The organism is Micromonospora sp. HB375, from assembly GCF_017872985.1.
In the GTDB taxonomy this organism is placed as follows: domain Bacteria; phylum Actinomycetota; class Actinomycetes; order Mycobacteriales; family Micromonosporaceae; genus Micromonospora; species Micromonospora chalcea.
In genome coordinates, this window is the sequence record NZ_JAGGJO010000001.1 from 5,917,673 (window position 1) to 5,940,603 (window position 22,931).

The 22,931-nt window shown below is 74.7% G+C and carries 19 protein-coding genes and 1 pseudogene; 5 read left to right on the top strand and 15 right to left on the bottom strand.

Annotated features, from left to right (window positions below):
* Positions 1-12: 12 nt before the first annotated feature.
* Together J3R08_RS26140 and J3R08_RS26145 are read right to left on the bottom strand one after the other, a co-directional pair.
* Positions 13-1,161 (bottom strand): FHA domain-containing protein, encoded by a 1,149-nt coding sequence (locus tag J3R08_RS26140; RefSeq protein ID WP_064447934.1) that lies wholly within the window; start codon positions 1,159-1,161, stop codon positions 13-15.
* 120 nt (positions 1,162-1,281) lie between these two features.
* Positions 1,282-2,331 (bottom strand): acyl-CoA desaturase, encoded by a 1,050-nt coding sequence (locus J3R08_RS26145; protein WP_209963075.1) that lies wholly within the window; start codon positions 2,329-2,331, stop codon positions 1,282-1,284.
* A 287-nt stretch (positions 2,332-2,618) separates the two neighbouring features.
* Between J3R08_RS26145 and J3R08_RS26150 the strand changes: the two genes are divergently transcribed.
* Positions 2,619-3,398 carry an SDR family NAD(P)-dependent oxidoreductase gene (locus J3R08_RS26150; RefSeq protein ID WP_209963077.1) on the top strand — a complete coding sequence of 260 codons (780 nt, stop codon included), beginning with the start codon at positions 2,619-2,621 and terminating at the stop codon, positions 3,396-3,398.
* A gap of 59 nt (positions 3,399-3,457) precedes the next feature.
* Here the strand turns inward: J3R08_RS26150 and J3R08_RS26155 are convergent, their stop codons facing one another.
* Genes J3R08_RS26155 through J3R08_RS26170 form a run of 4 tightly spaced genes read right to left on the bottom strand, consistent with a single transcriptional unit; the run spans position 3,458 to position 9,141 of the window.
* Positions 3,458-6,862 (bottom strand): SCO7613 C-terminal domain-containing membrane protein, encoded by a 3,405-nt coding sequence (locus J3R08_RS26155; RefSeq protein WP_209963080.1) that lies wholly within the window; start codon positions 6,860-6,862, stop codon positions 3,458-3,460.
* 47 nt (positions 6,863-6,909) lie between these two features.
* A complete protein-coding gene (cutA, locus tag J3R08_RS26160) occupies positions 6,910-7,230 on the bottom strand; it encodes a divalent-cation tolerance protein CutA (RefSeq protein ID WP_030503202.1) in 321 nt (106 codons plus the stop codon).
* A gap of 55 nt (positions 7,231-7,285) precedes the next feature.
* Complete coding sequence (locus J3R08_RS26165; RefSeq protein WP_064447864.1) at positions 7,286-8,308, bottom strand: 1-acyl-sn-glycerol-3-phosphate acyltransferase; 1,023 nt, start codon at positions 8,306-8,308, stop codon at positions 7,286-7,288.
* A complete protein-coding gene (locus tag J3R08_RS26170; RefSeq protein ID WP_043328558.1) occupies positions 8,308-9,141 on the bottom strand; it encodes a patatin-like phospholipase family protein in 834 nt (277 codons plus the stop codon). The genes J3R08_RS26165 and J3R08_RS26170 overlap by 1 nt, the downstream gene beginning before the upstream one ends.
* A gap of 178 nt (positions 9,142-9,319) precedes the next feature.
* Here J3R08_RS26170 and J3R08_RS26175 point away from each other — a divergent pair, with 178 nt between their 5' ends.
* Positions 9,320-10,774, top strand: coding sequence for a serine/threonine-protein kinase (locus J3R08_RS26175; RefSeq protein WP_064447865.1), 1,455 nt, complete (start codon positions 9,320-9,322; stop codon positions 10,772-10,774).
* Between the two features lie 4 nt (positions 10,775-10,778).
* Here J3R08_RS26175 and J3R08_RS26180 read toward each other — a convergent pair whose 3' ends face one another.
* The 9 genes and pseudogenes from J3R08_RS26180 to J3R08_RS26220 all read right to left on the bottom strand — a co-directional run bounded on the left by J3R08_RS26180 (position 10,779) and on the right by J3R08_RS26220 (position 20,034).
* Entirely contained in the window at positions 10,779-11,840 is a 1,062-nt protein-coding gene (locus J3R08_RS26180; protein WP_209964431.1) for a glycosyltransferase family 4 protein, read from the bottom strand.
* A 139-nt stretch (positions 11,841-11,979) separates the two neighbouring features.
* Entirely contained in the window at positions 11,980-12,651 is a 672-nt protein-coding gene (locus J3R08_RS26185; RefSeq protein ID WP_104114516.1) for a BON domain-containing protein, read from the bottom strand.
* Between the two features lie 134 nt (positions 12,652-12,785).
* The gene (locus J3R08_RS26190; protein WP_069087369.1) at positions 12,786-14,306 is read right to left on the bottom strand and encodes a trypsin-like peptidase domain-containing protein; all 1,521 of its coding nucleotides are present in this window, start codon (positions 14,304-14,306) and stop codon (positions 12,786-12,788) included.
* A gap of 62 nt (positions 14,307-14,368) precedes the next feature.
* Positions 14,369-15,916: a HAMP domain-containing sensor histidine kinase gene (locus J3R08_RS26195; RefSeq protein WP_113974702.1), complete on the bottom strand. Its 1,548-nt coding sequence runs from the start codon at positions 15,914-15,916 to the stop codon at positions 14,369-14,371.
* On the bottom strand, positions 15,913-16,614 hold the full coding sequence (locus J3R08_RS26200; RefSeq protein ID WP_043328553.1) for a response regulator transcription factor: 702 nt from the start codon (positions 16,612-16,614) through the stop codon (positions 15,913-15,915). The genes J3R08_RS26195 and J3R08_RS26200 overlap by 4 nt, the downstream gene beginning before the upstream one ends.
* Before the next feature lie 64 nt (positions 16,615-16,678).
* Positions 16,679-17,299 carry a PadR family transcriptional regulator gene (locus J3R08_RS26205; RefSeq protein ID WP_030503210.1) on the bottom strand — a complete coding sequence of 207 codons (621 nt, stop codon included), beginning with the start codon at positions 17,297-17,299 and terminating at the stop codon, positions 16,679-16,681.
* On the bottom strand, positions 17,296-18,135 hold the full coding sequence (locus tag J3R08_RS26210) for a DUF4097 family beta strand repeat-containing protein (RefSeq protein ID WP_043328551.1): 840 nt from the start codon (positions 18,133-18,135) through the stop codon (positions 17,296-17,298). The genes J3R08_RS26205 and J3R08_RS26210 overlap by 4 nt, the downstream gene beginning before the upstream one ends.
* Positions 18,136-18,222: 87 nt before the next feature.
* Positions 18,223-19,209: a 1-acyl-sn-glycerol-3-phosphate acyltransferase gene (locus J3R08_RS26215; protein WP_209963082.1), complete on the bottom strand. Its 987-nt coding sequence runs from the start codon at positions 19,207-19,209 to the stop codon at positions 18,223-18,225.
* A 50-nt stretch (positions 19,210-19,259) separates the two neighbouring features.
* A pseudogene (locus tag J3R08_RS26220) lies at positions 19,260-20,034 on the bottom strand (GNAT family N-acetyltransferase).
* A 169-nt stretch (positions 20,035-20,203) separates the two neighbouring features.
* Here J3R08_RS26220 and J3R08_RS26225 point away from each other — a divergent pair.
* The 3 genes from J3R08_RS26225 to J3R08_RS26235 all read left to right on the top strand — a co-directional run bounded on the left by J3R08_RS26225 (position 20,204) and on the right by J3R08_RS26235 (position 22,764).
* Positions 20,204-20,860 (top strand): hypothetical protein, encoded by a 657-nt coding sequence (locus tag J3R08_RS26225; RefSeq protein ID WP_187694276.1) that lies wholly within the window; start codon positions 20,204-20,206, stop codon positions 20,858-20,860.
* A gap of 138 nt (positions 20,861-20,998) precedes the next feature.
* The gene (locus tag J3R08_RS26230; RefSeq protein ID WP_369799327.1) at positions 20,999-21,940 is read left to right on the top strand and encodes an ABC transporter ATP-binding protein; all 942 of its coding nucleotides are present in this window, start codon (positions 20,999-21,001) and stop codon (positions 21,938-21,940) included.
* The gene (locus tag J3R08_RS26235; protein ID WP_064447869.1) at positions 21,937-22,764 is read left to right on the top strand and encodes an ABC transporter permease; all 828 of its coding nucleotides are present in this window, start codon (positions 21,937-21,939) and stop codon (positions 22,762-22,764) included. The genes J3R08_RS26230 and J3R08_RS26235 overlap by 4 nt, the downstream gene beginning before the upstream one ends.
* Positions 22,765-22,931: the final 167 nt, after the last annotated feature.

The following is a 22,931-nucleotide window of genomic DNA, read 5'->3' on the forward strand; positions in this document are numbered from 1 at the left end:
TTCGCGTGCGGGTCACTGACGTGGCAGCCGCATCGCCATCGTCGGCGCCTCGGCCATCACCGAGTTCGGGGTGTACGTGGCGTCGCTGCTCATCTTGGCGGCGCGGCCCACCTGCACGCCCGGGTACAGCTCGATCAGGTCCCCCTCGGCGAGCACCCGGGACTGCTGCGGCGCCAGCGCGATCCGCTCGTTCTCCGCCATCGAGCCACCCGGGCGTACGCCGGAGCCGTTGGTGCTGGTGTCGGTGACCACCACCTCGCCCACGCGCAGCTCCAGCCGGATGTGGCTGCGGCTGATCCAGCGCCGGGCCTCGTCGTTGAGCCACTGGCCCAGCGTCACCGCGCCCGGCCCCTCCGGCGCCCGGCCGACCTGCACCGGCTCGGTCTCGGTGAGCGCGAACCGCTTGCGCACCAGCCCGCCGATGCGCACCGCGAGCACCTCGGTACGCGGGCGCGGACCGGCGTCGGAGAGCCGCGCGCCGTGCCGGGGGCAGGTCGGGGCGCCGGTGCGCAGCGTGGGCGGCGGCTGCTCGGCCGGCGCCCGGTCCACGGCGGCCAGGTCGGCGAACGCGCCGCCGCCCCCGCCGCCGCCGAACAGCGCGCAGCCCGGTTCGGGGCAGCGCCACTGCCGGGAGAGCAACTTGACGCCGGCCGGTGAGCGGCTGCCGGTGGCCGGGTCCTGGCCGCCGCCGACGTGCGCGATGAACACCGGCCCACCGGCGCCGGGCACCGGGGCGAGCACGCGCCCGGCCTGCCCGAGCCACGGGTACCGGCCCACCAGCCCGTCCAGCCGGGCCCGGGTGAGCACCGGCAGGCCGAGCAGGTCGGCCACCTCCAGCATCCGGTCACCGGGCTGGTCGAGCACCTCCACCAGGCCGTCGTCGGCCCAGCGGCGGACCACCATCCGCTCGTTGGAGGTCAGGTCGGCGTCGGACAGCAGCGCCCGGTGCACGATCGCGTAGACCGGGACGCTGTCCTCACCGATCTGCCGGGACAGCGCGTCGATGACCATGCCAAGGCGCAGCAGGCTGGCCGGCCGACCGCCGTCCAGGTTCTGCCAGCGGATGACCTCGGCCAGGTCGACCACGGCCCGGGCCAGCGACGGATCGGTGCAGACCCGTCCCTCGATGGCGTCGAGCACCTTGCTGATCTCGAATCTCATGCCGCAGCTCCGCACGATGTCGTCCCGTGACGCGGTCGGGGTGGTACGCCCCGCCGTGCCGCGCGCCACCACCGTGGCGCGCCCTCCACCAAGCGACGACCCTACCGGGAGCCGGCCGGGTCAGCCCGCGCGCAGCGGGCGGCCCACGTCGTGCAGGTGCGCCAGCGCCTGCCGGTACGACTCGATCAGCCCGGTCTCCGCGTACGGGACGCCCTGCTCCGCGCAGTACGCCATCACCAGCGGCCGGGCCCGGCGCAGGTTGGCGCGGGGCATGTTCGGGAACAGGTGGTGCTCGATCTGGTAGTTGAGCCCGCCCAGCGCCAGGTCGACGAGCCGGCCACCGCGTACGTTGCGCGAGGTGAGCACCTGCTTACGCAGGTAGTCCAGCTCGTCCTCGTCGGTGGGCATCGGCATGCCCTTGTGGTTCGGGGCGAACGAGCAGCCCATGTAGAGGCCCCACAGCCCTTGGTGCACGGCCGCGAACACCAGCGCCTTGGCCGGTGACATGACCGCGAACAGCAGACCGAGGTAGCCGGCGGCGTGGGCGGCGAGCAGCAGCGCCTCCACCGCGCGGTGCCGCATCGGCACCCGCCACCGCCCGTCCGGTTCGCGGTCGACGAGCGCCCGCACGCTCGCCACGTGCAGCGCCAGCCCTTCCAGCAGCAGCAGCGGGAAGAACAGCCACGCTTGGCGGCGGGCCATCCACCGGCCCAGGCCGCGCGTGGCGCTCGCCTGCTCGTACGTCCACACCAGCGCGCCCGCGCCGACGTCCGGGTCGTCGGTGTGGTTCGGGTTGGCGTGGTGGCGGTTGTGCTTGTCGACCCACCAGCCGTAGCTGAGCCCGACGGCGAGGTTGCCGGCGACCAGCCCGGCCGCCTCGCTGGGCCCGCGCCGCCGGAACATCTGCCGGTGCCCGGCGTCGTGGCCGAGGAACGCCACCTGGGTGGTGGCCACCGCCATCACCACTGCAAGCGGCACCTGCCACCACGAGTCACCGACGAGCGCCACCAGGGCCCAGCCGGCCAGGAACGCGCCGAGCGTGAGCGCGATCCGCAGCGCGTACCGGCCGGGCCGCCGCTCGAACAGTCCCGCCTCGGCGATGCGGCGGGACAGCCGCGCGTAGTCGCTGCCCCGCCGTGCCGCGGGTTCCGTCGACGTGGAAGAAGTCATGTCGCCCCCCGATGCGCGAGCCACGCTCTCGTACGCGACTCTCCGTCACCGATTCTGGCGACGATCGTCGCCGTGGGTAATCCCGCACACCCCCGGCTCGGGGGTGGTGCTGTCCCTACCCCGCCGGGCCGGACCCGGGCAAACGATCTTCGTCACACCGCAGCAAGCCCACGCATCGGTGGGCGCACCCCCTCTGAACAGCTAATCTGTACGTAAAGATGAGTACAGTTCATCCGAACGGTCAGCCGTGCCGGACGCACGGTCATCGACAGACGGGAGACATCACGGTGCGTGGATTGACAGACAAGGTGGTGCTCGTGACGGGCGGCGGCTTCAGCCCCGACCAGGTCGGCTCCGGACTCGGCATGTCCATGTGCGTCGAGCTGGCCGCCGAAGGCGCGAAGGTCGTCGTCTCCGATCTCTCCCTGGAACGCGCCGAGGCGACTGTCACCCGCGTCAAGGAAGCCGGCGGCGACGCGGTGGCGGTGGCGGCCGACGTCACCGACGAGGAGTCGGTACGCGCCATGGTGAGCACCGCCCTCGACGCGTACGGGCGCATCGACGTGCTGGTGAACAACGCCGGCGTGTTCGGCGCGTACGTGCCGCTGCTGGAGATCGAGAACAAGCAGTGGGACCGCGTCATGGAGGTTGACCTGAAGGGCGTCTTCCTCGCCACAAAGGCCACGTTGCCGCACATGCTGGAGCGCGGCAAGGGTGTCGTGATCAACGTGTCGTCGGCGTCCGGCCTGGTCGCCAGCGAGGTCGGCGCGGAGTACACCACCGCCAAGCACGGCGTCATCGGGCTCACCAAGCAGATCGCCTACGACTACGGCCACCAGGGCATCCGCGCTGTGGGCATCGGCCCCGGCGTGATCAAGACCGCCGCCTTCGAGGGCGCGGAGATCACCAGCGACTTCCCGTTCTACGACCTGACCATGCAGGCGCCCGCCGGCCGGTACGGCGAACCGCACGAGATCGCCCGCGCGGTTTGCTTCCTCGCCAGCGACGACGCGTCGTTCATCCACGGCCACACCATCCCGGTCGACGGCGGCTCGCCGATCAGGTGAGGCGCACCGGCGCAGCGAAGCCCTCTCACCACAGTCGGTGAGAGGGCTCGCCGCTCGGGTCAGCCGAGGCGGGCCACGGCCTCGCGCAGCCGGACCAGATCACGCCGGCGCCGCTCGTAGGTGGCGGCCAGCCCGATCAGCAGCAGCCCGCCCACGCCCAGGAAGAGCCAGCGGGGCAGCAGGTCCCAGCCCCGGGCCAGCTCGTGCAGCGCCAGCGGCACCAGCGTGGCCGCGCCCAGCACCACCGGCGCCTGCCAGCGCCGGGCCGCCCCGCCCAGCACCACCGCCACCGCCGCCGCGCCGAGCGCGAGCCGCCGCCACGGCTGCGGCTCACCGGAGACGAGCACCGACACGAGGCTCGGCAGGAACGCCGCGCCGAGCGCCGGACCGAACGTCAGCCAGCTGGTCAGCCCGGGCCGGCGTCGCAGCGCCAGCAGCCCGGCGCCCAGGGCGAGCGCCGCCGCCGGCAGCGTGTACGCCTCCAGCACGACCACCCCGCGCGCGGCCAGCACCAGCCACCCACCGACCAGTTCGCTGCCGGCGGCCACCGCGGCCAGCACGCGACGCCCGCCCGGCGACTCGCTCCGGCGCAGCACCCGGACCGCGACGGCCACGCCCCACAGCACGCAGACCGCCGCCGCGTGCCGCAACGAGCCGCCGGTGAGCAGCAGCGCGAGCAGCGCCACCGCCTGCGCCGCCGCCTCCAGCGCCCACGTGCCGGCCCGCCCGACGCCGCCCGGACCGCCGGACCGGACCACGCGCAGCAGCGGCGCCGCGTGCAGCGTCACGGCCGCGACGGCCAGGACCGCGAACGCCCCGGTACGCAGCGACTGCCCGGCCGTCAGCGACGCGACGAGGGCGAACCCGGTGGCCGCCGCGACGGCGCCCAGCCACCCCACGATCCGGACCACCGCCGGCCGTCCGGCCACCCCGGTCACCGCCCCGGCCACCACCAGCACACCGAGCGCGGCGAGCGTCCCGGCCCGGGTGGCGAGCAGACCACCGAACCCGGGTACGGCCAGCACCACTGCCAGCGGCACGAGCACCGCCCGGTACGCCCCGGTCAGCGCGGCGGTCAGCAACGCGGCCAGCCCGACCCCGAACGCCGTCGCCGGCACCACCGGCCAGGGCGCGCCGGCCGCCTCGGCCAGCACCGGCAGCGCCACCGCGCCGAACGGCGCCCCGGCGACCCACCACGCGACGCGGCGACCCGTCGCGGCGTACGCCCCGGCGGCGACGCCCAGGAGCAGCAGCACCAGCCCGGCGCGGGCGGTCCCGGCGGAAGCCGCCGCGGCGGCGGGCACCCCGGACCCGGGCCGCACCGGCAGGCCCGCGAACACCAGCAGCACGGTCCGCGCCGTGGCCAGCAACGCCACCACGGCCAGCGCGGCGCCCACCGCGCGCGGGGCGGCCGCCGGCCGGGAGCCACCCCCGGCGGCGAGCGCCAGCAGGACCCCCGCCGCCGCGTAGAGCGCCACCGGTTCCCCGCCCGGCGCGACGAGCGGCACCAGGCCGGTCCCGGCGAGCGCCACGGCGAACCCGGTCGAGGCGTACCCGCTCAGGTCGGTCCACAGGCGACGGACGGCGAGGACGACGACCACCGGCACCACGACGGCGGCGGCCGCACCCCGCAGTTGCCACCACGGCGGCGCGCCGAGGCCGAACAGCGCGACGGCCACCGCCGCCGGTACGGCGACCAGCGCCACCGCGAGCGCGACGCCGCCGACGACCGGCTGCGCGCCCAGCCCGCGCCGGCCCAGCCCGGCCACCGTCACGCCGAGCAGCGCCGTCACGGCGAGCACCGCCACCGCCCCGCCGGGCGCGGCGACACCGACCAGCAGCGCGTGCCCGAGCAGCACCGCGGCGGCCGACGCGGCGACCGGGACCGCCACCCGGCCCGGGCGCGGCCGGGCCACCGCCGCCAGCAGCAGCGCGGCGGCCGCCACGAGGTCCACCACCAGCACCAGCGGCCACGGCACGGCCGTCACGGCCGGCGCGGCGAGCGCGACCAGCCCGGCGGCGATCACACCGACCAGCGGCCGGCCGGCCCGGGGCGTCAGCAGCGCGACCGCGCCGGCGGTCAGCAGCAGGGCCGCCGGGAGCTGCCAGCCCCAGGACGGGACCGGCACGTCCCGCCCGCCCTGCCAGGCCGGGAACGAGGCGCTCGCGGTCGCCGCGCCGACCACGCCGGTGAGCACGACGGTGACCTGGCCCAGCGCGGCGGCCACCGCGAGCACGCCCACGAGCGGACCGGTCCGCACCGGCGCGGGCAGCGCCCGGACCGCACCGGCGAGCGCCGCCACCACGAGGCCGGCGGCGATCAGCAGCAGCCCGGAACGCAGCTCGGCGACCGGCCGGATCAACGCGCCCGCGAGCACCGGCGCCAGCAGTCCGGTGGTGGTCGCGCGCCAGAACCGGCCGCCGGCCGCTACCGCGCCCACGACCGCTGCCAGCACCACCAGCAGCAGCGGGCCACCGGCCAGCAGCGGCGTGCCCGCCGCGTGGCCGACCGCCAGCGGCACCAGCGCGCAGCCGGCCGCCAGGACCAGCGCCACGCCGTGCCCGGTCCAGCCCAGCACCAGCCCGGCCGCCACCGCGGCGCGGTTGCCGGAGGTACGGCGGCGCAGCGCCACCACCACCGCGAGGTCGCCGAGCGCCACGGCGGTCAGCACCAGCGCCCAGCCGGCGGCGGTGGGCCGGAACGCGGCCACGGCCAGGGGCAGCACCGGCTGCGCCAGCAGCCACGCCGCGAACCAGGGTGCGGTGAGCCGGCTGACCAGCGCGTATCCGGCCGCCACCGCGGTACTGACGGCAGCGACCAGCGCCGCGTACCGGCTGCCGGGCAGGCCGGTCACCCCGAACAGGTCCACCGACCAGGCGGCGTACCCGTCCAGGACCACCAGCAGCAACGCCACCGAGGCGAGCGTCTCGGCGGTGCCGCGCAGCCCGCGCGCCCGGGCGACGAGCGGCGCGGCCAGAGCAAGCGCGGTGACCGCCAGCAGGACCAGCGCCCGGCCGGTCACCCCGAACGTGGCCCAGGCGACAGCGGTGAACACCACGGCGGCGGTGCCGAGCAGCAGTCCACCCAGGACGAACAGCAGCCCCTGCACCGCCCGGGTGGAGGTTTCCGCGCCGCCGGGGCGTACCGGGGCGGGGGCCTGCGGGATTTGACGCGGCGGCGGCGCCGGGAGCGGCGCGGGACCGGCGGCGCCCGGCACGGGGATCTCCTGACGGATCCGGGCGGCCAGCGCCGACCGCCGCTGCCGGGCCGTGGACAGGCGGCCGGACAGATCGTGGTACGCGAGCCGGGCCGCCTCGACGCGCGGCGCCAGCTCGGTGATCTCCCGGTCCAGCCGGATCACCTCGGCGGCGGGCGGGTAGGGCGGACGGCCGCAGCCGCGGCATCCGGCGACGAGGTCGGCCGGGGCGCCGCAACCGGGGCAGGGGTAGCCGGTGTTCTCCACCCGGCCAGCTTCGCGGGCGGCGGGGCGGGCGGACAGAGTAGGAGTACCTAGGGCCGGGTCTGCTCGCGCACCCAGGCGGTGTAACCGGGGTTGCCGCTGTCCTCCCGGCTGACCAGGATCTCCGGCACCTCGTACGGGTGGTTGGCGCGGAGCTGGTCGACCAGCGCGTCCACCCGGTCCGGCGCGGTCTTGAACCGCACCTGCCACTCGGCGGTGGTCTGGATCGCCGACTGCCACCAGTAGGTGCTGTCCACCGGGCCGCCGACCTGGGCGCACGCCGCCAGCCGGCCGGCGACCGCCGCGGCCGCCAGCACGTCCGCGACCCCGCGGGCGTCCACCACAGTCGTCACCACGCAGATCTGCTCCACCAGCGCACCTTACGCGGCGCGCGGCCGGCGCGCCGAACAGGCGCGGGGAATCGGATCAGGCGTCGACGGTGCCGTTGCGGTTGTCCGCGATCCACCTGTCGATGCGGGCCCACCAGTCGAACAGCCAGTCGATGCGTTCCTGCTCGCCGGCCGGGATCTCCTCCGGCGGCACCGACCAGAACCGCATCACGATCCGCTTGTCCATCGGCAGTTCGCGCCACACGTCGGCGACGGTGAGCATCTGGTCCAGGCCGGTGTGCGCCACGAAGATCACTCCGGCGTCCGGCGCGGCGTCGAGCGCGGCGAGCAGCCCGCCGGGCTGCGGGGCGAGCACGTGCCGCATCCGCTCGGCGCGGCGCGCCATCCGCTCCAGCCCGAGCCCGCGGAGCCGGTCGATCGCGCGCAGCCGCCGGGACGGGGTGAAGTTGCCCCCCTCCGGGAAGATCACGAAGGCGTCGTCGTCGTCCAGGCCGGTGGCCAGGTGCCCGATCTGCCGCACCACCGAGTCGCGCCCGTCCGGCCCGGCCGCGATGAACCGGTTGGGCAGCCGGTTGAGCAGCACGTCGATGGCCGGATCCCACTGGAGCGTCTCCTTGAGCACGATCCGGGGTTCCCGATTGAACCAGTTCACCAGCGCGTGGATCAGGATGAACGAGTCACCGGGCCCGGCGTGCCGGCAGACCACCAGCTCGGGGCGGCCGGGCAGGGCGGTGTCCGGGTCGGTGCCGACCACGTCGATGCTCAGCCGCAGCGTCCACCGGGCCTGCCAGAACATCACCCGCAGGAACCATCCGGCGAGCACGTAGTGGGCCCGCTGGAAGGCCGGCGCACGCTTGTAGACGCCGAAGCCGGAGGCCAGCCAGAGCAGGAAGAGGGCCAGCAGCGCGGCGGCGTCCCAGACCAGGTAGACGGTGCCGAACCAGAGCAGCCGCAGCGGGCGCAGCCGTCCCGGCACCAGCGGCGACGCGGCGAGCGCGAGCAGCGCCCAGGCCGGCAGCGTGGTCACCACGAAGAAGGCGAGCAGCACCACTCCGGGCGCGAGCACCAGCCGGCGGAGCCAGCGGGGCGGCAACGGCATCAGCGCTCCAGCGCGGTGTCCAGGTATCGGCGGGAGGCAGTGTACGCGCGACTGATCCGCCGGCCCACCGCCGCGGTGTCCCGGTACGCCCACGGGCTGTCGTCGCGCGGCTCCAGCCCGCCGGTGGGCAGCACGTGTACCTCCACGTCCTCGGGCAGCGCCGCCATCTCCCGCGCGAACCGGTGCCGGCGGGCGATCTCGAACGCCACCTGGGCGATCTCCCAGGGGCGGCGCGGCGGGCTCAGCTCACGCTCTATCCGGCCCACCTGGAGCACGAAGATCTGCTTCGCGCCGAGCAGCACCGCCTCGCCGACCGGGATCGAGTTGACCACGCCGCCGTCGATGTAGTGCTGGCCGTCGATCTGGGTCGGGGGCAGCAGCCCGGGCACCGAGGCGGAGGCGAGCACGGCCGGCACCAGCGGCCCGCTGTGGAACCAGTGCTCGGCGGCGCGCTCGATGTTCGCGGCGCAGCAGCGGAACGGCACGGCCAGGTCGGCGAAGGTGGTGTCCTCGCCCAGTGTGCTCTCCAGCAGGCGGTACAGCGGCCGGGGCGAGTGCAGGTGGGTACGGGCGGCGAACCGGCGCAGCTGGCGGGCGACCGAGTCGCCGTACACCTCGCTGGCCTCGGGCGACGCCCAGAGCCGGACCAGCCGGTCGGTGACCGCCTCGGTCGGGTCGGCGGCGACCAGGGCGCCGTTGACCGCGCCGATCGAGGTGCCCAGCACCAGGTCGGGTTTGATCCGGGCGCGGAACAGGGCGCGCAGCATCCCCACCTCGACCGCGCCGAGCACTCCCCCGCCGCCGAGCACGAACGCCACCGGACCTGCTGCCATGACGTTCATCCTGGCACGCGGCCCACAGCCGGCCGGGCGGACCGTCCCCGCTGGTCCCGGCGGTGACCGGGAGCCATCACGGATGCGCGCCGCGCGATCGGCGCCGCGCGGACTGTTGACAGGTAAGACACATTCACGCAACCTGATAGCGCTCCCGAGCCCAGGCAGGTGCGAGCTGATGGCGACACTCCAGGCCGGCCGCCTGCTGGCCCGTCGGTACCGGCTCATCGACCGGATCGGCGCCGGTGGCATGTCGGTGATCTGGCGGGCCCGCGACGAGGTGCTCGACCGGGTGGTGGCGGTCAAGGTGCTCGCGCCCTCGCTCGCCGCCGACGCCCGGTTCCGCGACATGGTGCGCGAGGAGGCCCGCTCGGCCGCCCAGCTCGACCATCCACATGTCACGGCCGTGCACGACTACGGCGAGACGGTGGCGCCGGACGGCTCGATCACCTCGTTCGTGGTGATGGAGCTGCTCGCCGGTGAGGAGCTGGAACACCGGCTCACCGAAGGGCCGCTGCCCTGGCCGGAGGCGGTGGAGACCGGCGCGCAGGTGGCCGAGGCGCTCGCCGCCGCGCACCGGCTCGGCATCGTGCACCGGGACGTGACCCCGGCCAACGTGATGATGACCGGCACCGGCGCGAAGGTGCTCGACTTCGGCATCGCCACCCGGGTCGGGACGCCGGACGACGACGAGGACGGCGGCACGTTCGGCACCCCCGCGTACGTGGCGCCGGAACGGCTGGACGGGGCGCCGGCCCAGCCGGCCACCGACGTCTACTCGCTCGGCGTGCTGCTGTTCGAGACGCTGACCGGGCACCCGCCGTACCCGGCGGAGACCTGGGAGGAGTTGAGCGCCGCGCTCGCGGAGAGCCCGGAGCCCAGCCTGGACGGCGTACCGGGGCTGCCGGGACCGGTCGCGGAGATCTGCCTGCGCTGCCTGGCCCGCGACCCGCGACAGCGGCCCACCGCGCACCGGGTGGCGGCCGTGCTGCGCGACCAGATGCTGCCCGCCGACCCGCAGGCCGCCACCATGCTGGCGCCCACCATGACGCTGCCCGCGCTGCCGCCGTCGTCTGCTCCCCCGCCGCCCGGGCCGGCCGCGGACCCGGTCCCGCCGGGCAACCCGGCCGCCGCGCCGAGCCGGCGGCGCGTCCTCGCGCTCGCGGCGGCCGGCGTGGCGGTGGTCGCCGCCGCCGCGCTGCTCGTGCCCACGCTGACACCGGACCGGCCGGAGGACCCCCGGGTGCTGCCGACCGCCGGGCCGGTCCAGCCGCCGTCCACCGTCGCGCCCGCGCCGGAGCCGCCGGTCGTCACGGCGCCGGCCACACCGTCGAGCGCGCCCGCCACCGGCGGCAACCGTCCGCCCGCGACCGGCCAGCCCGACGCCGCCGAACGGGTCGACGGGCTGATCGAGGCCGGGCTGGCGGAGGGTCAGATCCGCGAGGACGTCGGGGTGGACCTGCGCAACCTGCTGCGCAACGCGGTCGCCGCGAGCGGTGAGGGCGAGGTGACCGCCGCCGTGGACCGGCTCCGCGACAAGATCGACGAACGCCGCCGCGAGGGCAGCATCACCCCCGGGTACGCGCGGCGACTCGACGCGGCCGCCGCGGAACTCGTGGCCGGGCAGACCTGACCGGTCAGCCCGCGACCGCGGGCGCGACCGCCCGGGGTGCCCGTGTGCCCGCTCGCGCGGCCAGGAAGCCCCGGTAGACCGCCTCGTAGTCGGCGGCCATCCGCTCCACCGAGAAGTTCTCCGCGACATGCGCGACGCAGTCCGCCGGATCCAGGCCGACTGCCGCCGACAACGCCGCCGGCAGCTCGTCGGCGTCGTCGCAGACGAACCCGGTGACCCCGGAGCGGACCAGCTCCGGCACCGCGCCCCGGCGCAGCGCCACCACCGGGGTGCCGGTCGCCATCGCCTCCACCATCACCATGCCGAACGGCTCCGCCCACTGGATCGGCATGATCAGGCAACGGGCCTCCAGCAGCAGCCGCCACGCGGCCTCGCGGTCGGCGTTCAGCACGAGCGTGACGTCGTCGCCCAGCAGCGGCCGTACCACCTGTTCCAGGTAGCGGCGCTCGGCCGGCTCGTTGCACTTGCCGGCCAGCGTGAGCGGCAGCCCGGCCGCCCGGCACGCCGCGATCGCCACGTCCGGGCCCTTGTCCGGGCTGAACCGGGCCAGCCAGAGCACCGGACCCGTCCCGGGCGCCCGCTTGCGCGGGACGTCCCGCAGCGGCATCGCGTTGTGCACGGTGCCGGCCCAGGGCAGCCCCGGATTCGCCCGGCGCTGCGCGTGCGAGATCGCGACCAGGCCCACCCCCCGGTCGGTGTTGCCGAGCACGGTGCCGTACTCGCCCACCGGGTTGCCGTGCACGGTCGCGACAGTGGGCACCCGGCGGCGTCCGGCCACCAGCGGGCCGATCGTGCTGTGGTCGTGCACCAGATCGAAGTCCGCCGGGCCGATCAGGCGGTCGACGTGGGCCAGGTGCGCCAGCTCGGGCAGCGACTCGCCCATCCGCTCGTACTGCAGCTCGTCGCAGGTGGAGACGAAGTCGGCCGAGGTGCCGTGCCCGGTCCCCGCCCCGAACAGCGTCACCGCGTGCCCCCGCTCGACGAGCGCGTCGACCAGTCCCGCGACCAGCGTCTCCAGCCCGCCGTAGCCGGGCGGCGGCACCGACAGCCAGGGCGGCACCACCATCGCGATCCGCAGCGGCCCGGCCCGCCAGCGCTCCGAGGACTGCTGGTTCACGGCCACGAGTCCTCCCCGCTCGGTCCCCGGCGTACCCGCTGGGTCGCGGGTTCCCGGCCCGGCCCGCGGTAAACGACACGCCGTCGGCTCAGCCGGACACCACGATCCCGACGTGCACCTCACGTACGCCCGGCAGGGCCCACGCGGCCCGTTCCGCCTCCTCGCGCTGCCACCAGGCGCCCACGACGCCGTCGAGCACCACAGTGTCGCCGTCGACCCGGGCGTCGATGCGCTCGGTGCCGGTCCGCCGCAGCAGCAGGCGGCGCAGGTCGAGGCGCTGCTGCTCGTCGCTGGGCGGGGCCGGGGGCCGTACCTCGATCAGGTTCGTCACCCCGCGTACGCCGCGCAGCCGGCGCAGCTCACGCTCGGCGGTACGGCGCTGGAAGCCGAACTCGACCTCGCCCCGGAGCATGACCCAGCCGGCGGCGACCGTCACGTCCAGCCGTTCGGCCGGCACGAAGCTGTCCCACTCCAGCGCCCGGCCGGCCGCGATCGCGATGTCGGCGTCGGTACGCCGGTCCGTGGCGGTCAGGTCGACCTCCAGGTCGCTGGCGACCGCGCGCACCCCGCGTACCCGGTGGGCGCAGCGCTCGACGGCCCACCGCCGCGCGTAGCTGTCCACCCGCCCGGTGAGCGTGACGACGCCGTCGGCGACCGTCACGCCGACGTCGGTGGCCCGGGTCTGCGCGTCCCAGTCCAGTTCGGCGAGGACGTCGCGCTGGATCTGCTGGTCGGTACGCACGGTGGACGTGGTGGTCATGCCCCCAGCGTGGCCCGGTTGCGGGTGAGCCGGTCTCACCCGCACCGGGTGAGAAAGAGGACGGGCGGCGGGCGACGGAGCCAACCCCCTTGGCTCCGTCGCCCGCCGCCCAGGAGGGAGGCAGGTCTTGGGGACTATGACGTCTCGGCGAGCGTCACGGTTGCGGTCTCGGCGGATCCGTTTCGCTTGTACTCGACCTCGACCCGGTCGCCGACCTTGCCGGCCTGCACCGCGCCGACCAGATCGTTCGAGTCGTTGATCACCTTGTCGCCGAACTTGGTGATCACGTCGCCGCGCTGGAGCCCGGCCTTCTCCGCGGGGCTGCCCGGAGTGACGGCGGCGACGAGCGCGCCGCCGTCCTCGGCGCCGTTCACGCTCACCCCGAGCGAGGGGTGGCTGATCTTCTCGCCGCGCTGGAGCTTCTCGGCCACGTCCTTGGCCTTGTTGCTCGGGATGGCGAAGCCCACGCCGATGTTGCCGGTGCTGCCCTGCCCGGCGGTGGCGATGGCGGTGTTGATGCCGATCACCTCGCCCCGGGTGTTGACGAGCGCGCCGCCGGAGTTGCCCGGGTTGATCGGGGCGTCGGTCTGCAGCAGGCCGGAGATCGAGCTGGCGCCCTGCTGCGGGTTCTGCTGGCCGCTGCCCGCCTGGATGGTGCGGTCGCGGGCGCTGAGGATGCCGGCGGTGACCGAGCCCTGCAGGCCGAGCGGGCTGCCCAGGGCGAGCACCTGGTCACCGACCTGCATGGCGTCGCTGTCGCCGAACTTCGCCGCCTTCAGGTCGCTGACCCCGCTGGCCTGGACCACCGCGAGGTCGGTCTTCGGGTCGGTCCCGACGATCTTGGCGGTCGCGCTCTTGCCGTTGGCGAAGACCACCCGGACGGTGTCGCCACCGGCGCCGGCCACCACGTGGTTGTTCGTCAGCACGAACCCGTCGGCGCTGAGGATCACCCCGGATCCCTCACCGCTGCCCGTCATGATCGTGACGATGCTGTCCTGGACGGACGCCGCGATCTTGGGCAGGTCGGCGCTGTTGATGATCGGGGCGGCGGAGTAGGTGCGGGTCGGGCCGTCCCCGTCGAGCGCGAGCGCCAGCGCGCCACCGGCCACGCCCGAGCCGAACATCAGCGCCAGCGCCAGCGCGCCCACGCCGACGATCTTCCCGGCCCGGCTGGGCCGCGCCGGCTGCGGCGTGCCCCACGGCGGGGTCGGCTGCCCGGCCTGGTACGGCTGGTAGCCGTGCTGCCCGTGCTGTCCGTGCTGTCCCTGGTACGGCTGCGCCTGGTACGACGGGACCGGCCCGCCGCTGTGCGGCGCCGACTGGTAGCCCGAGCCGCTCTGCTGCTGGGCCCAGCCGTGCTGCTGGTGCTGCTGCCCGTACCAGGGGTGCTGCTGCTGCGCCGCGGCCTGGTACGGCGTCCCGCCCTGCGGCGGGTACGGGCCGGCCGGCGGAGCGGCCGGGTTCGTGGTTCCGGCCTGCGCCGTGGTTCCGGCGGCCGGGGAGTCGGCCGGAACCGGCGCGGCGGCCGGTGTGTTCGAGGTGTTCGAGGAGTCCGACGTCCCGCTCTCGACGCGGGGCAGCTCGGCGGTGTGGTGCGACGGCTCGGCGTCGGCGGGGGCCGGCGACCGCTGCGGATCGGTCTCGTGGTCGGTCATGCCCCCAGCTTTCCCTGTGGCACTGTCATCAGCCTGGAATCCGCCTGGAAGTTTTCTGAACGTCACTCGCCCGGCTCGGGCGCCTCGGGCAGCAGCGGCAGCTTCACCCGGAACGTCGCCCCGCCGCCGGGGGTCTTGTCCACCTCGACGGTGCCGTGGTGCGCGGCCACGAGCGCGGCCACGATGGCCAGGCCGAGGCCGGTGCTGATCGGCCCGCCGGCCCGCCGGGTACGGGCGGCGTCCACCCGGTAGAACCGTTCGAAGACCCGCTCGGCCTGCTCCGGCGTGAGGCCGGGACCGGTGTCCGCCACCTCCACCACGGCGAGGTTGCCCGCCTCCGCCCGCAGCCGCAGCGTCACCGAGGCGTCCGGTGGGGTGTGGGTGAGCGCGTTCGTCATCAGGTTGCCGATCACCTGGCGCAGCCGGGCGTCGTCGCCGAGCACCACCAGCGGGCCCGCGCCCGGGTCCCGCTCCAGCTCGATCCGCCGGTCCGGGGCGACCACCCGGGCCGCCTCCACCGCGTCCGAGGCCAGCACCGGCAGCTCGACCGGGGCCAGCGCGATCGGCCGTTCCCGGTCCATCCGCGCCAGCAGCAGCAGGTCCTCCACCAGCAGCCCCATCCGGGCCGCCTCGTCCTCGATGCGGCGCAGCAGGTCGGCGGTCTGCTCCGGCGCGCGCGCCGCGCCCTGCCGGTACAGCTCGGCGAAGCCCCGGATCGTGGTCAACGGCGTCCGCAGCTCGTGCGAGGCGTCGGCGATGAACTGCCGCATCCGCTCCTCGGACCGGCGGGCCCGCGCCTCCGACGCCTGCGCGTACGCGGCCGCGTCCCGCGCGCCCATCTCGGCGCTGCGCGCCGCCGCCTCGGAGGCCGCCCGCGCGGTGAACGCGGCCTCGATCTGCGCCAGCATCGCGTTCAGCGCCCGGGACAGGCGACCCAGCTCCGAGGTCGGGCACGGCCGTCCCATCTCCGGGTCGGGCACGCGCCGGGTCAGGTCGCCGCCGGCGATGGCCGCCGCCGTACGCTCTATCTCCACCAGCGGCTTCAGGCTGGTACGGACGATTCCGGCGCCGACGGACGCCAGCGAGATCAGCACCGCGCCCCCGACCAGAAGGTCGATCCAGACGAGCTGTCGAACGGCCATGTCGACGTCGGTCAGATGTTCCCCGATCAACGCCATCTGCCCGTTCGGCAACTGGGTGTAGAGCACCCGCCAGCGGACCGAGCTGTCGCGCGCCCGAACGGTGAACGGATCTCCCTCCAGTTTCCGGAACCCGCTCACCTCCGTGGGCCAGCTCGGCAGGTCCCGCTCCTGGAACCGATCCGTGTCGTAGGCGATTCCGCCGTCGACCTCTCCGCTGCCCCGGCTGGTCAGCACCACGAGGTAGTCGCTGGGCAACGTGATACCGGTCGGCGGGATCGACTCGAACCGGTTCACCGAGTCGCTCAGCTCGGTATCGATCTGCCCGACGAGATAGCTGCGCAGGAAATAGGCGGTAGACACGCTGATCACCACCAGGGCCGCAGCCACGAGCGCGAGGACGGAGGCGACGAGCTTCAGCCGGAGCGGGACGCTGCGCAGCCTGCCCTTCGCGTCGTGGACGACGTTCACGCCGCCGGCTTGCGTAGCACGTAACCCACTCCCCGGAGCGTGTGGATCAGCCGCGGCTGGGTGTTGTCGACCTTGCGGCGCAGATACGAGATGTACGACTCGACGATGTTGTCGTCACCGCGGAAGTCGTAGTTCCAGACGTGGTCGAGGATCTGCGCCTTGCTGAGCACCCGGTTGGCGTTGAGCATCAGGTAGCGCAGCAGCTTGAACTCGGTCGGCGAGAGCTGCACCCGCTGACCGGCGCGGTGCACCTCGTGCGTCTCCTCGTCCAGCTCCAGGTCGGCGAAGGTGAGCCGGGACGGGGTCTGGTCGCCGGTCGCGGTGCGCCGCAGCACGGCCCGGATCCGGGCGGTCAGCTCCTCCAGGCTGAACGGCTTGGTGACGTAGTCGTCGCCGCCCAGGGTGAGCCCGCGGATCTTGTCGTCGGTGGCGTCGCGCGCGGTCAGGAAGACCACCGGGGTACGGGTGCCGCCCTCGCGGAGCATCCGGATGACCTCGAAGCCGTCCAGGTCGGGCAGCATCACGTCCAGCACCACCAGGTCGGGCCGGTGGTCCTTGGCCGCGTTCAGCGCGGCGCTGCCGCTGGTCGCGGTGGCCACGTCGAAGCCCGCGAAACGCAGGCTCGCGGAGAGCAGTTCGAGGATGTTGGGATCGTCCTCGACCACGAGCAGTCGAGCCTCCGTCTGGGTAGCCGCCATGGGCCCCATCATCCGCGCTCCGGCTGCGGCCACGCTGGGTGGATCCTGGAAACAACCTGTGAGATCAGCGGAACAGTCGCCGCAGCCCTTCGGCCGCTCCGTCGAGCATCCGGATCGCGGTCCGGAGCTGGTTGTCACTGAGCCGCCGCGCCCGCACCAGCGCGCCGACCTCGACCGTGAACGCGGCCAGCCGCTTGTCGAACTCGGCGAGCAGCGGCGAGTCGTCCGGACGGGCCGATCCCCCGTCGCCCGCCGGACGGGCCGTGGCGGAGGCCGTCCACGCGCCCTGCCGGGTCTGCCGGGCCACCTCGCGCAGTTCGCGCTTCAGGTCGCGGACCGAGCCGCGTACCTCGTTGTGGATCTCACCGGCCAGCGCGGACAGGTCCTCGACCGCGGCGCCGATGTCGGCCTCCAGGGTCGACAGCTCGTCGGCGCGCTGCCGCAGTTCGGCGCGGCCCGCCTCGGTGATCTCGTAGACCTTGCGGCCGCCCACGGCGGTGTGCGTGACCAGGCCCTCCGCCTCCATCCGTTGCAGACGGGGGTAGATGGTGCCGGCGCTGGGCGCGTACAGGCCGAGGAAGCGGTCCTCCAGCAGGCGGATCAGCTCGTATCCGTGCTTCGGGCCGTCGTCGAGCAGCTTCAGCAGGTAGAGCCGGAGCCGGCCGTGGCTGAACACGGCGGTCACGGCAGCTCCTCCACGTCCTCGGCGGTCGCGACCGGGCGGGCGAGCAGCGCGATGCTGCCGGAGGTCGCGGAGGCCCAGAGCCTACCCGTACCGCCGCCGAGCACTCCGTGGCTGTCCTTGATCGAACCGAAGCCCCGCTGCCCGCCGTCCACCTGCGGAAAGCCGCTGGTGATCTTGCCGGCGGTGGTGTGCAGGTGCACCGTGAGGTCGCTGTCCTCGCGGACCCGTACGGTGATGCTGCCGGAGATGGCGCTGAGCCGGATCTCGCTGCCCCGCGGGTTGTCCAGGTCGCAGGTGATCGAGCCGGAGACGGCGTGGGCGCGTACCCGCTCGGGCGCGCTGTCGGCGAGGATCAGCTCACCGGAGACCGTCTCCAGGTCGAGGTCGCCGCCGATGCCGAGCGCCTCGACCGGGCCGGAGATGACCTTGGCGCTGGTGCGTCCCCGCAACCCCCGCAGCGTGACCTCGCCGGACGTGACGTCGACCCTGGTGTCCCCGCGCAGGCCGGAGGCGACGAGCGTGCCGTCCACCAGGTGCAGGTCGGCGAGGACCTCGGCCGGTACGGCGACCGACACCTCGGCGCGATACCGGCGGTGGAAGCCGCCGAAGGACCAGAGCACGCCCGGCCACCGGGTCGGCCGCTCGTGCTGGACGGTCAGCCGGCCGTCGCGCATCTCGACCAGGAGTGGCCGCCGGCCGATCCGGGTGACGTCGACCCGTGCCGGGCCGTCCGTGGCGACCACGTTGAGCCGGCCGCTGACCAGCCGGACGTCGAGCCGGGTGACCGGCTCGTCCACCGTGATCCGCTGCGGGCTGTCGACCGTCCAGTTGGTCATGGCGTCCTCCCCTCGACGACGTACCGACCGACGGCACGTCGAGTAACACGAGGAGCGTAACGCGATACATCGCGACTGAACAAGCGCCTATCGCGACTGTGTCGCGTCTCCGACGCCCGTTCGCCCCCTCGTCCGCCCGCAGCCGGTAGATCTTGGAAGCAAAAGGTCCTCATGACGGCCGTTTGCTTCCAAGATCTCTGACGGTCCGGCGCGACGCGCGCGCCGGTAAGGCCTGCGGCCGGGCGGGGTCGGGCGGATCGCGGCCTCGGCGGCCCGGGCCAGCGCCCTACGATCCGCCCCCGGCACCGGGTACAGCGCGGCCCGCACCGTCACGACCACGGTCAGGCCCCGGGCGGCGAGCACCCGGCGCATCGAGGCCCACAGCGTCTCCTCGCCGAGGAAGGCGGCGAGCGTGCCCGGGTCACCGCCGTACCGGTAGGCGAGGTCCAGCGGCACCACCGGCGTGCCGGTGGCCACGGCGGCCTGGAACATCGCCGGGCGGAAGCCACCGGCCGGGCGACAGTCGGTGGCGGCGCCGCACCAGGTCGTACCCTCCGGGAAGACCGCCACCGGCCGCCCGGAGCGCAGCGACTCGGCCACGCGCGCGACGGTGGCGGGCAGGTCGCGCGGGCGGGACCGGTCCACGAACACGGTGCCCGCCGCGGCGGCGAGCGCACCCACCACCGGCCAGCGCCGCACCTCGCGTTTGGCCAGCATCCGGGCCGGCGAGACCGCCAGCACCGCCAGGACGTCCAGCCACGAGACGTGGTTGGCGACCAGCAACGCCCGGCCGCGCGGCGCCCGGCCCCGGGCCACCAGCCGCACCCCGAGGGTACGCAGCGTCCACCGCGCCCAGCCGCGCGTCGCGGCCCGCCCACGCGCCGCCGGCAGCAGCGGCAGGAGCGCGGCCAGGCCGGCCCCGGCCAGCAGCATTCCGAGTACGCCGAGCAGCCGTCCCGCCCGGCGCAGGCGCGACACCTCCGGGGTGGTGGGCGGCGGCAGGCAGTCCGGCCCGCAGCCCGACGCGGGCCGCCACAGGCCCTCCCCCGGCCCGCCCCCGGCACGACCGGCCACGCCCCCGACGGGACCGGCCGCGGCCCTGCCACGCGGAGGAGCAGCGGCGGTCACGAGCCGCCGCCGAGGAAGTGCCGCAGGTAGCGCGCGTTCATCCGGTCGAGCGAGAACAGCACGTAGAAGTCGGCGCAGCCGAAGTCGCTGTCGTACGCCGGCTCACCGGCCACCCAGGCGCCGAGCCGCAGGTAGCCGCGCAGCAGCGGCGGCACGAGCGCCCGGCGTTCGGCGGGGGGTGAGCGCGCCCGGGTCGGCGGCGGGCGCCTCGGCGAACCAGGGTCGGCGCGGGGTGACCCGCAGCGCCGGCGGGGCCAGGTGCCGGGCGCTGACCTCGGCCCACACCGCAGCGGCGGCGACCCAGCCGTCGGTGACCGGCACCGAGGCGCAGCCGCCGAGCCAGCGGGAGCCGCGCAGATGCAGGTAGCGGCAGATCCCGGCCCACATCAGGTTGATCACGGCGCCGGTCCGGTGGTCCGGGTGCACGCACGAGCGGCCCGCCTCGACCAGGTCGTCGCGGAGCGGGGCGAGCGGGCGCAGGTCGAACTCGCCGTCGGCGTACCGGCGTGCGGTGCGGCCGGGTGGCAGCAGCCGGTACGTGCCGACGACCTCGGCGGTGCCTTCGCGCAGCACCACCAGGTGGTCGCAGTGCGCGTCGAACTCGTCGGAGTCGAGCCCGGTGACGGCGCTCGGCACTGTGGCGCCGAGTTCGCCGGCGAACACCTCGTGGCGCAGGCGTTGCGCGGCCGCGACCAGTGTCGGGTCGTCGGCGATCAGCAGGGTGTAACCGCTGGTCGTGAGCGGTGCGCCAGCGGCGTGCAGAACGGCCATGGCTCCTGTGTAGGTGCCGTGGGTTGCCACCGGGCGGGGTGAGGGGTGTCGATCCGGTGAACGCCGGTCGGCGGCGTCGTGCGCACCGGGACGGCCGGTGCGGCGCGGGTGTGTGCGAGGCTGCCGGACGCCGGCGAGGACGCCGGCGGAGGTGAACCCGGAGGTGCGCATGCTGGTCGAGGCCCGGTTCCAGGGACCGGACGGTTCGGGCAACGGCGGCTGGAGCGCCGGGATCTTCGCCGCGCTGATCGACGACCGGGGGCCGGTGGAGGTCACGTTGCGCCGGCCGCCGCCGCTGGAGACCCCGCTGACCGCCGCCGACGGCGAGGTACGCGACCCGGACGGCCAGTTGATCGCCCAGGTACGCCGGGTGGAGGCGGTCGAGGCGGTGGTGCCGCCGGTGGACCGGGCGACGGCGGCCGACGCCGCGCGGGCGTACCCCGGTCTGCTGGACCACCCGTTTCCCCGCTGCTTCGTCTGCGGCCCGGCGCACCCGGACGGCCTGCGGATCTTCCCGGGGCGGCTGCCGGACGGGCGGACCGCCGCGCCGTTCCGCGCCCCGGCCGAGGTGACGCCCGCGACGGTGTGGGCGGCGCTGGACTGCCCCGGTGGCTGGGCGGTGCTCGCGCCCGGCCGCCCGTACGTCCTGGGGCGGATCGCCGCACAGGTCACGGCGCTGCCACGACCCGGCGACGAGTGCGTGGTGACCGGCCTCGCGGTGGGCGGCGAGGGGCGGAAGGCGGAGGTGCACACCAGCCTGTACGGTGCGGACGGCGCATTGCTCGGCCGCGCCCGGGCCACCTGGGTGGCGCTGGCGACCGCCTGATGTCCTACCTGAGGAGGACGGCGCGTACACGTCCCGCCTGATTGACCCCCTTGCGCCGGGTTGGAAGGCTGTTGCGGGGCGCCCCCGCAACAGCGCCCCCACCGGCGCGCGTCATGCCCGCCGGGGCAGGAGAGGAGAATGATGTCCGACGGGCAGCCACGCCCCAGTGCCGGGACCGGCCAGATCATCGTGTCCGGCCTGACCAAGCAATACAAGACCGTCCGCGCGGTGGACAACCTGTCGTTCACCGTCGAGCCGGGCCGGGTCACCGGCTTCCTCGGCCCGAACGGCGCCGGTAAGACGACCACGCTGCGCATGCTGCTGAACCTGGTGACGCCGAGTGCCGGCACGGCGACCATCGGCGGCAGCCGGTACGCCGACCTGCCCGACCCGCTGCGCACGGTGGGCGCGGTGCTGGAGGCGTCCAGCGCGCACAAGGGCCGCACCGGCATCAACCACCTGCGGGTGATCTGCGCGGCGGCCGGGCTGCCGAAGGAGCGCGCCGACGAGGCGCTCGCCCTGGTGGGGCTCTCGCCCGCGGCGAAGCGCAAGTTCAAGGGCTACTCGCTGGGCATGAAGCAGCGCCTCGGCATCGCCGCGGCGATGCTCGGCAACCCGCAGGTGCTGATCCTGGACGAGCCGGCCAACGGCCTGGACCCGGAGGGCATCCGCTGGATGCGCGGTTTCCTCAAGGGTCTCGCCGCCGAGGGTCGTACGGTGCTGGTCTCCAGCCACCTGCTCTCCGAGATGCAGCTGCTCGCCGACGACGTGGTGATCATCGCGGCCGGCAAGCTGGTCCGGCAGGGTCCGGTCGACCAGGTGATGGCGTCGATGACGCACGGCGTCCGGGTGCGGGTGCGCACCCCGCAGGCCGACGAGCTGGCCACGGTGCTGCGCGAGCAGTCCGCCACCGTCGACGCCGACCCGCACGGCGCGCTGCTGGTCAGCGGCGTGGACGCCCCGACCGTGGGCCGCCTCGCGCTGGCCGCCAAGGTCGAGCTGCACGAGCTGACCACCGAGCGGCCCGACCTCGAAGGGGTCTTCCTGGAGCTGACGGCCGGAAAGGCGGAGATCCGATGACGCTTGTCCGATCCGAACTGCTCAAGATCCGTACCACCAGCACGTGGTGGATCTTCGGGCTGATCAGCCTGGCGCTGTGGGCGCTCACGCTGTTCTTCAACTGGCTGCAGACCGAGGCGCTGGCCGGCGGGGACTTCGGCGAGGTGCCGGCCGAGCAGTCCGACCAGTTGCAGGCCATCTCGGCCGCCGACAACCTGGCGGCCAACCTCTACACCAACGGCCAGTTCTTCGGCCTGCTCATCGTGCTGCTGCTCGGCATCGTGGTGGTGACCAGCGAGTTCTTCCACCAGACGGTGACCACCACGTTCCTCACCGCGCCGCACCGCACCGCGGTGATGCTGGCCAAACTGGCCGCGGCTGGCGTGCTGGCGCTGCTGTTCTGGGTCGTCACCACGGTGCTGAACCTGATCACCGCGCCGCTGATCCTCAGCTCGGTGGACGTCGGCTCGCAGCTCGGCAGCGGGGCGATCTGGCGGGCGATCGCGCTCAACGGCCTGGCCTACGTGCTCTGGTCGGTGCTCGGCGTCGGGCTCGGCGTGCTGATCCGCAGCCAGATCGGCGCCACCGTGACCGGCATCCTGTTCTACCTGGGTGGCGCGATCGGCGCGGCGATCGTGCTGAGCCTGCTCGCCTCGCGGTACGGCGACTGGATCAACAAGCTCCAGCTGCTGGTTCCGTCGCTGGCCTCCGGGCTCATGGTGGGCGGCGACACCAACATCCCGGGCAACCCGCCGCAGTGGGCGGGCGCGCTGGTGCTGATCGGGTACGCGGTGGTGGCCGGCGCGATCGGCGTCGCCACGATCCGCAAGCGCGACATCTCCTGACCTCGCGCTCAGGCCGGGCCCCGGCCGGTGACACCCGTCACCGGCCGGGGCCTTCGCCGTCTAGCAGGAGTCGCCGGATCACGCAGCGTTTGCCGAACTTCTGGCATCTTCTGTGAAACGGACCACCAGCCGGAGGCGAGAATGCCTGCGCCCAGCGCACGGCGTAG

Coding starts and splice junctions, on each gene's coding strand:
- J3R08_RS26140 (WP_064447934.1), bottom strand. CDS start 1,161: ATGAGATTCGAGATCAGCAAGGTGCTCGACGCCATCGAGGGACGGGTC.
- J3R08_RS26145 (WP_209963075.1), bottom strand. CDS start 2,331: ATGACTTCTTCCACGTCGACGGAACCCGCGGCACGGCGGGGCAGCGAC.
- J3R08_RS26165 (WP_064447864.1), bottom strand. CDS start 8,308: ATGCCGTTGCCGCCCCGCTGGCTCCGCCGGCTGGTGCTCGCGCCCGGA.
- J3R08_RS26170 (WP_043328558.1), bottom strand. CDS start 9,141: ATGGCAGCAGGTCCGGTGGCGTTCGTGCTCGGCGGCGGGGGAGTGCTC.
- J3R08_RS26175 (WP_064447865.1), top strand. CDS start 9,320: ATGGCGACACTCCAGGCCGGCCGCCTGCTGGCCCGTCGGTACCGGCTC.
- J3R08_RS26180 (WP_209964431.1), bottom strand. CDS start 11,840: ATGGTGGTGCCGCCCTGGCTGTCGGTGCCGCCGCCCGGCTACGGCGGG.
- J3R08_RS26185 (WP_104114516.1), bottom strand. CDS start 12,651: ATGACCACCACGTCCACCGTGCGTACCGACCAGCAGATCCAGCGCGAC.
- J3R08_RS26190 (WP_069087369.1), bottom strand. CDS start 14,306: ATGACCGACCACGAGACCGATCCGCAGCGGTCGCCGGCCCCCGCCGAC.
- J3R08_RS26200 (WP_043328553.1), bottom strand. CDS start 16,614: ATGGCGGCTACCCAGACGGAGGCTCGACTGCTCGTGGTCGAGGACGAT.
- J3R08_RS26210 (WP_043328551.1), bottom strand. CDS start 18,135: ATGACCAACTGGACGGTCGACAGCCCGCAGCGGATCACGGTGGACGAG.
- J3R08_RS26225 (WP_187694276.1), top strand. CDS start 20,204: ATGCTGGTCGAGGCCCGGTTCCAGGGACCGGACGGTTCGGGCAACGGC.
- J3R08_RS26230 (WP_369799327.1), top strand. CDS start 20,999: ATGATGTCCGACGGGCAGCCACGCCCCAGTGCCGGGACCGGCCAGATC.
- J3R08_RS26235 (WP_064447869.1), top strand. CDS start 21,937: ATGACGCTTGTCCGATCCGAACTGCTCAAGATCCGTACCACCAGCACG.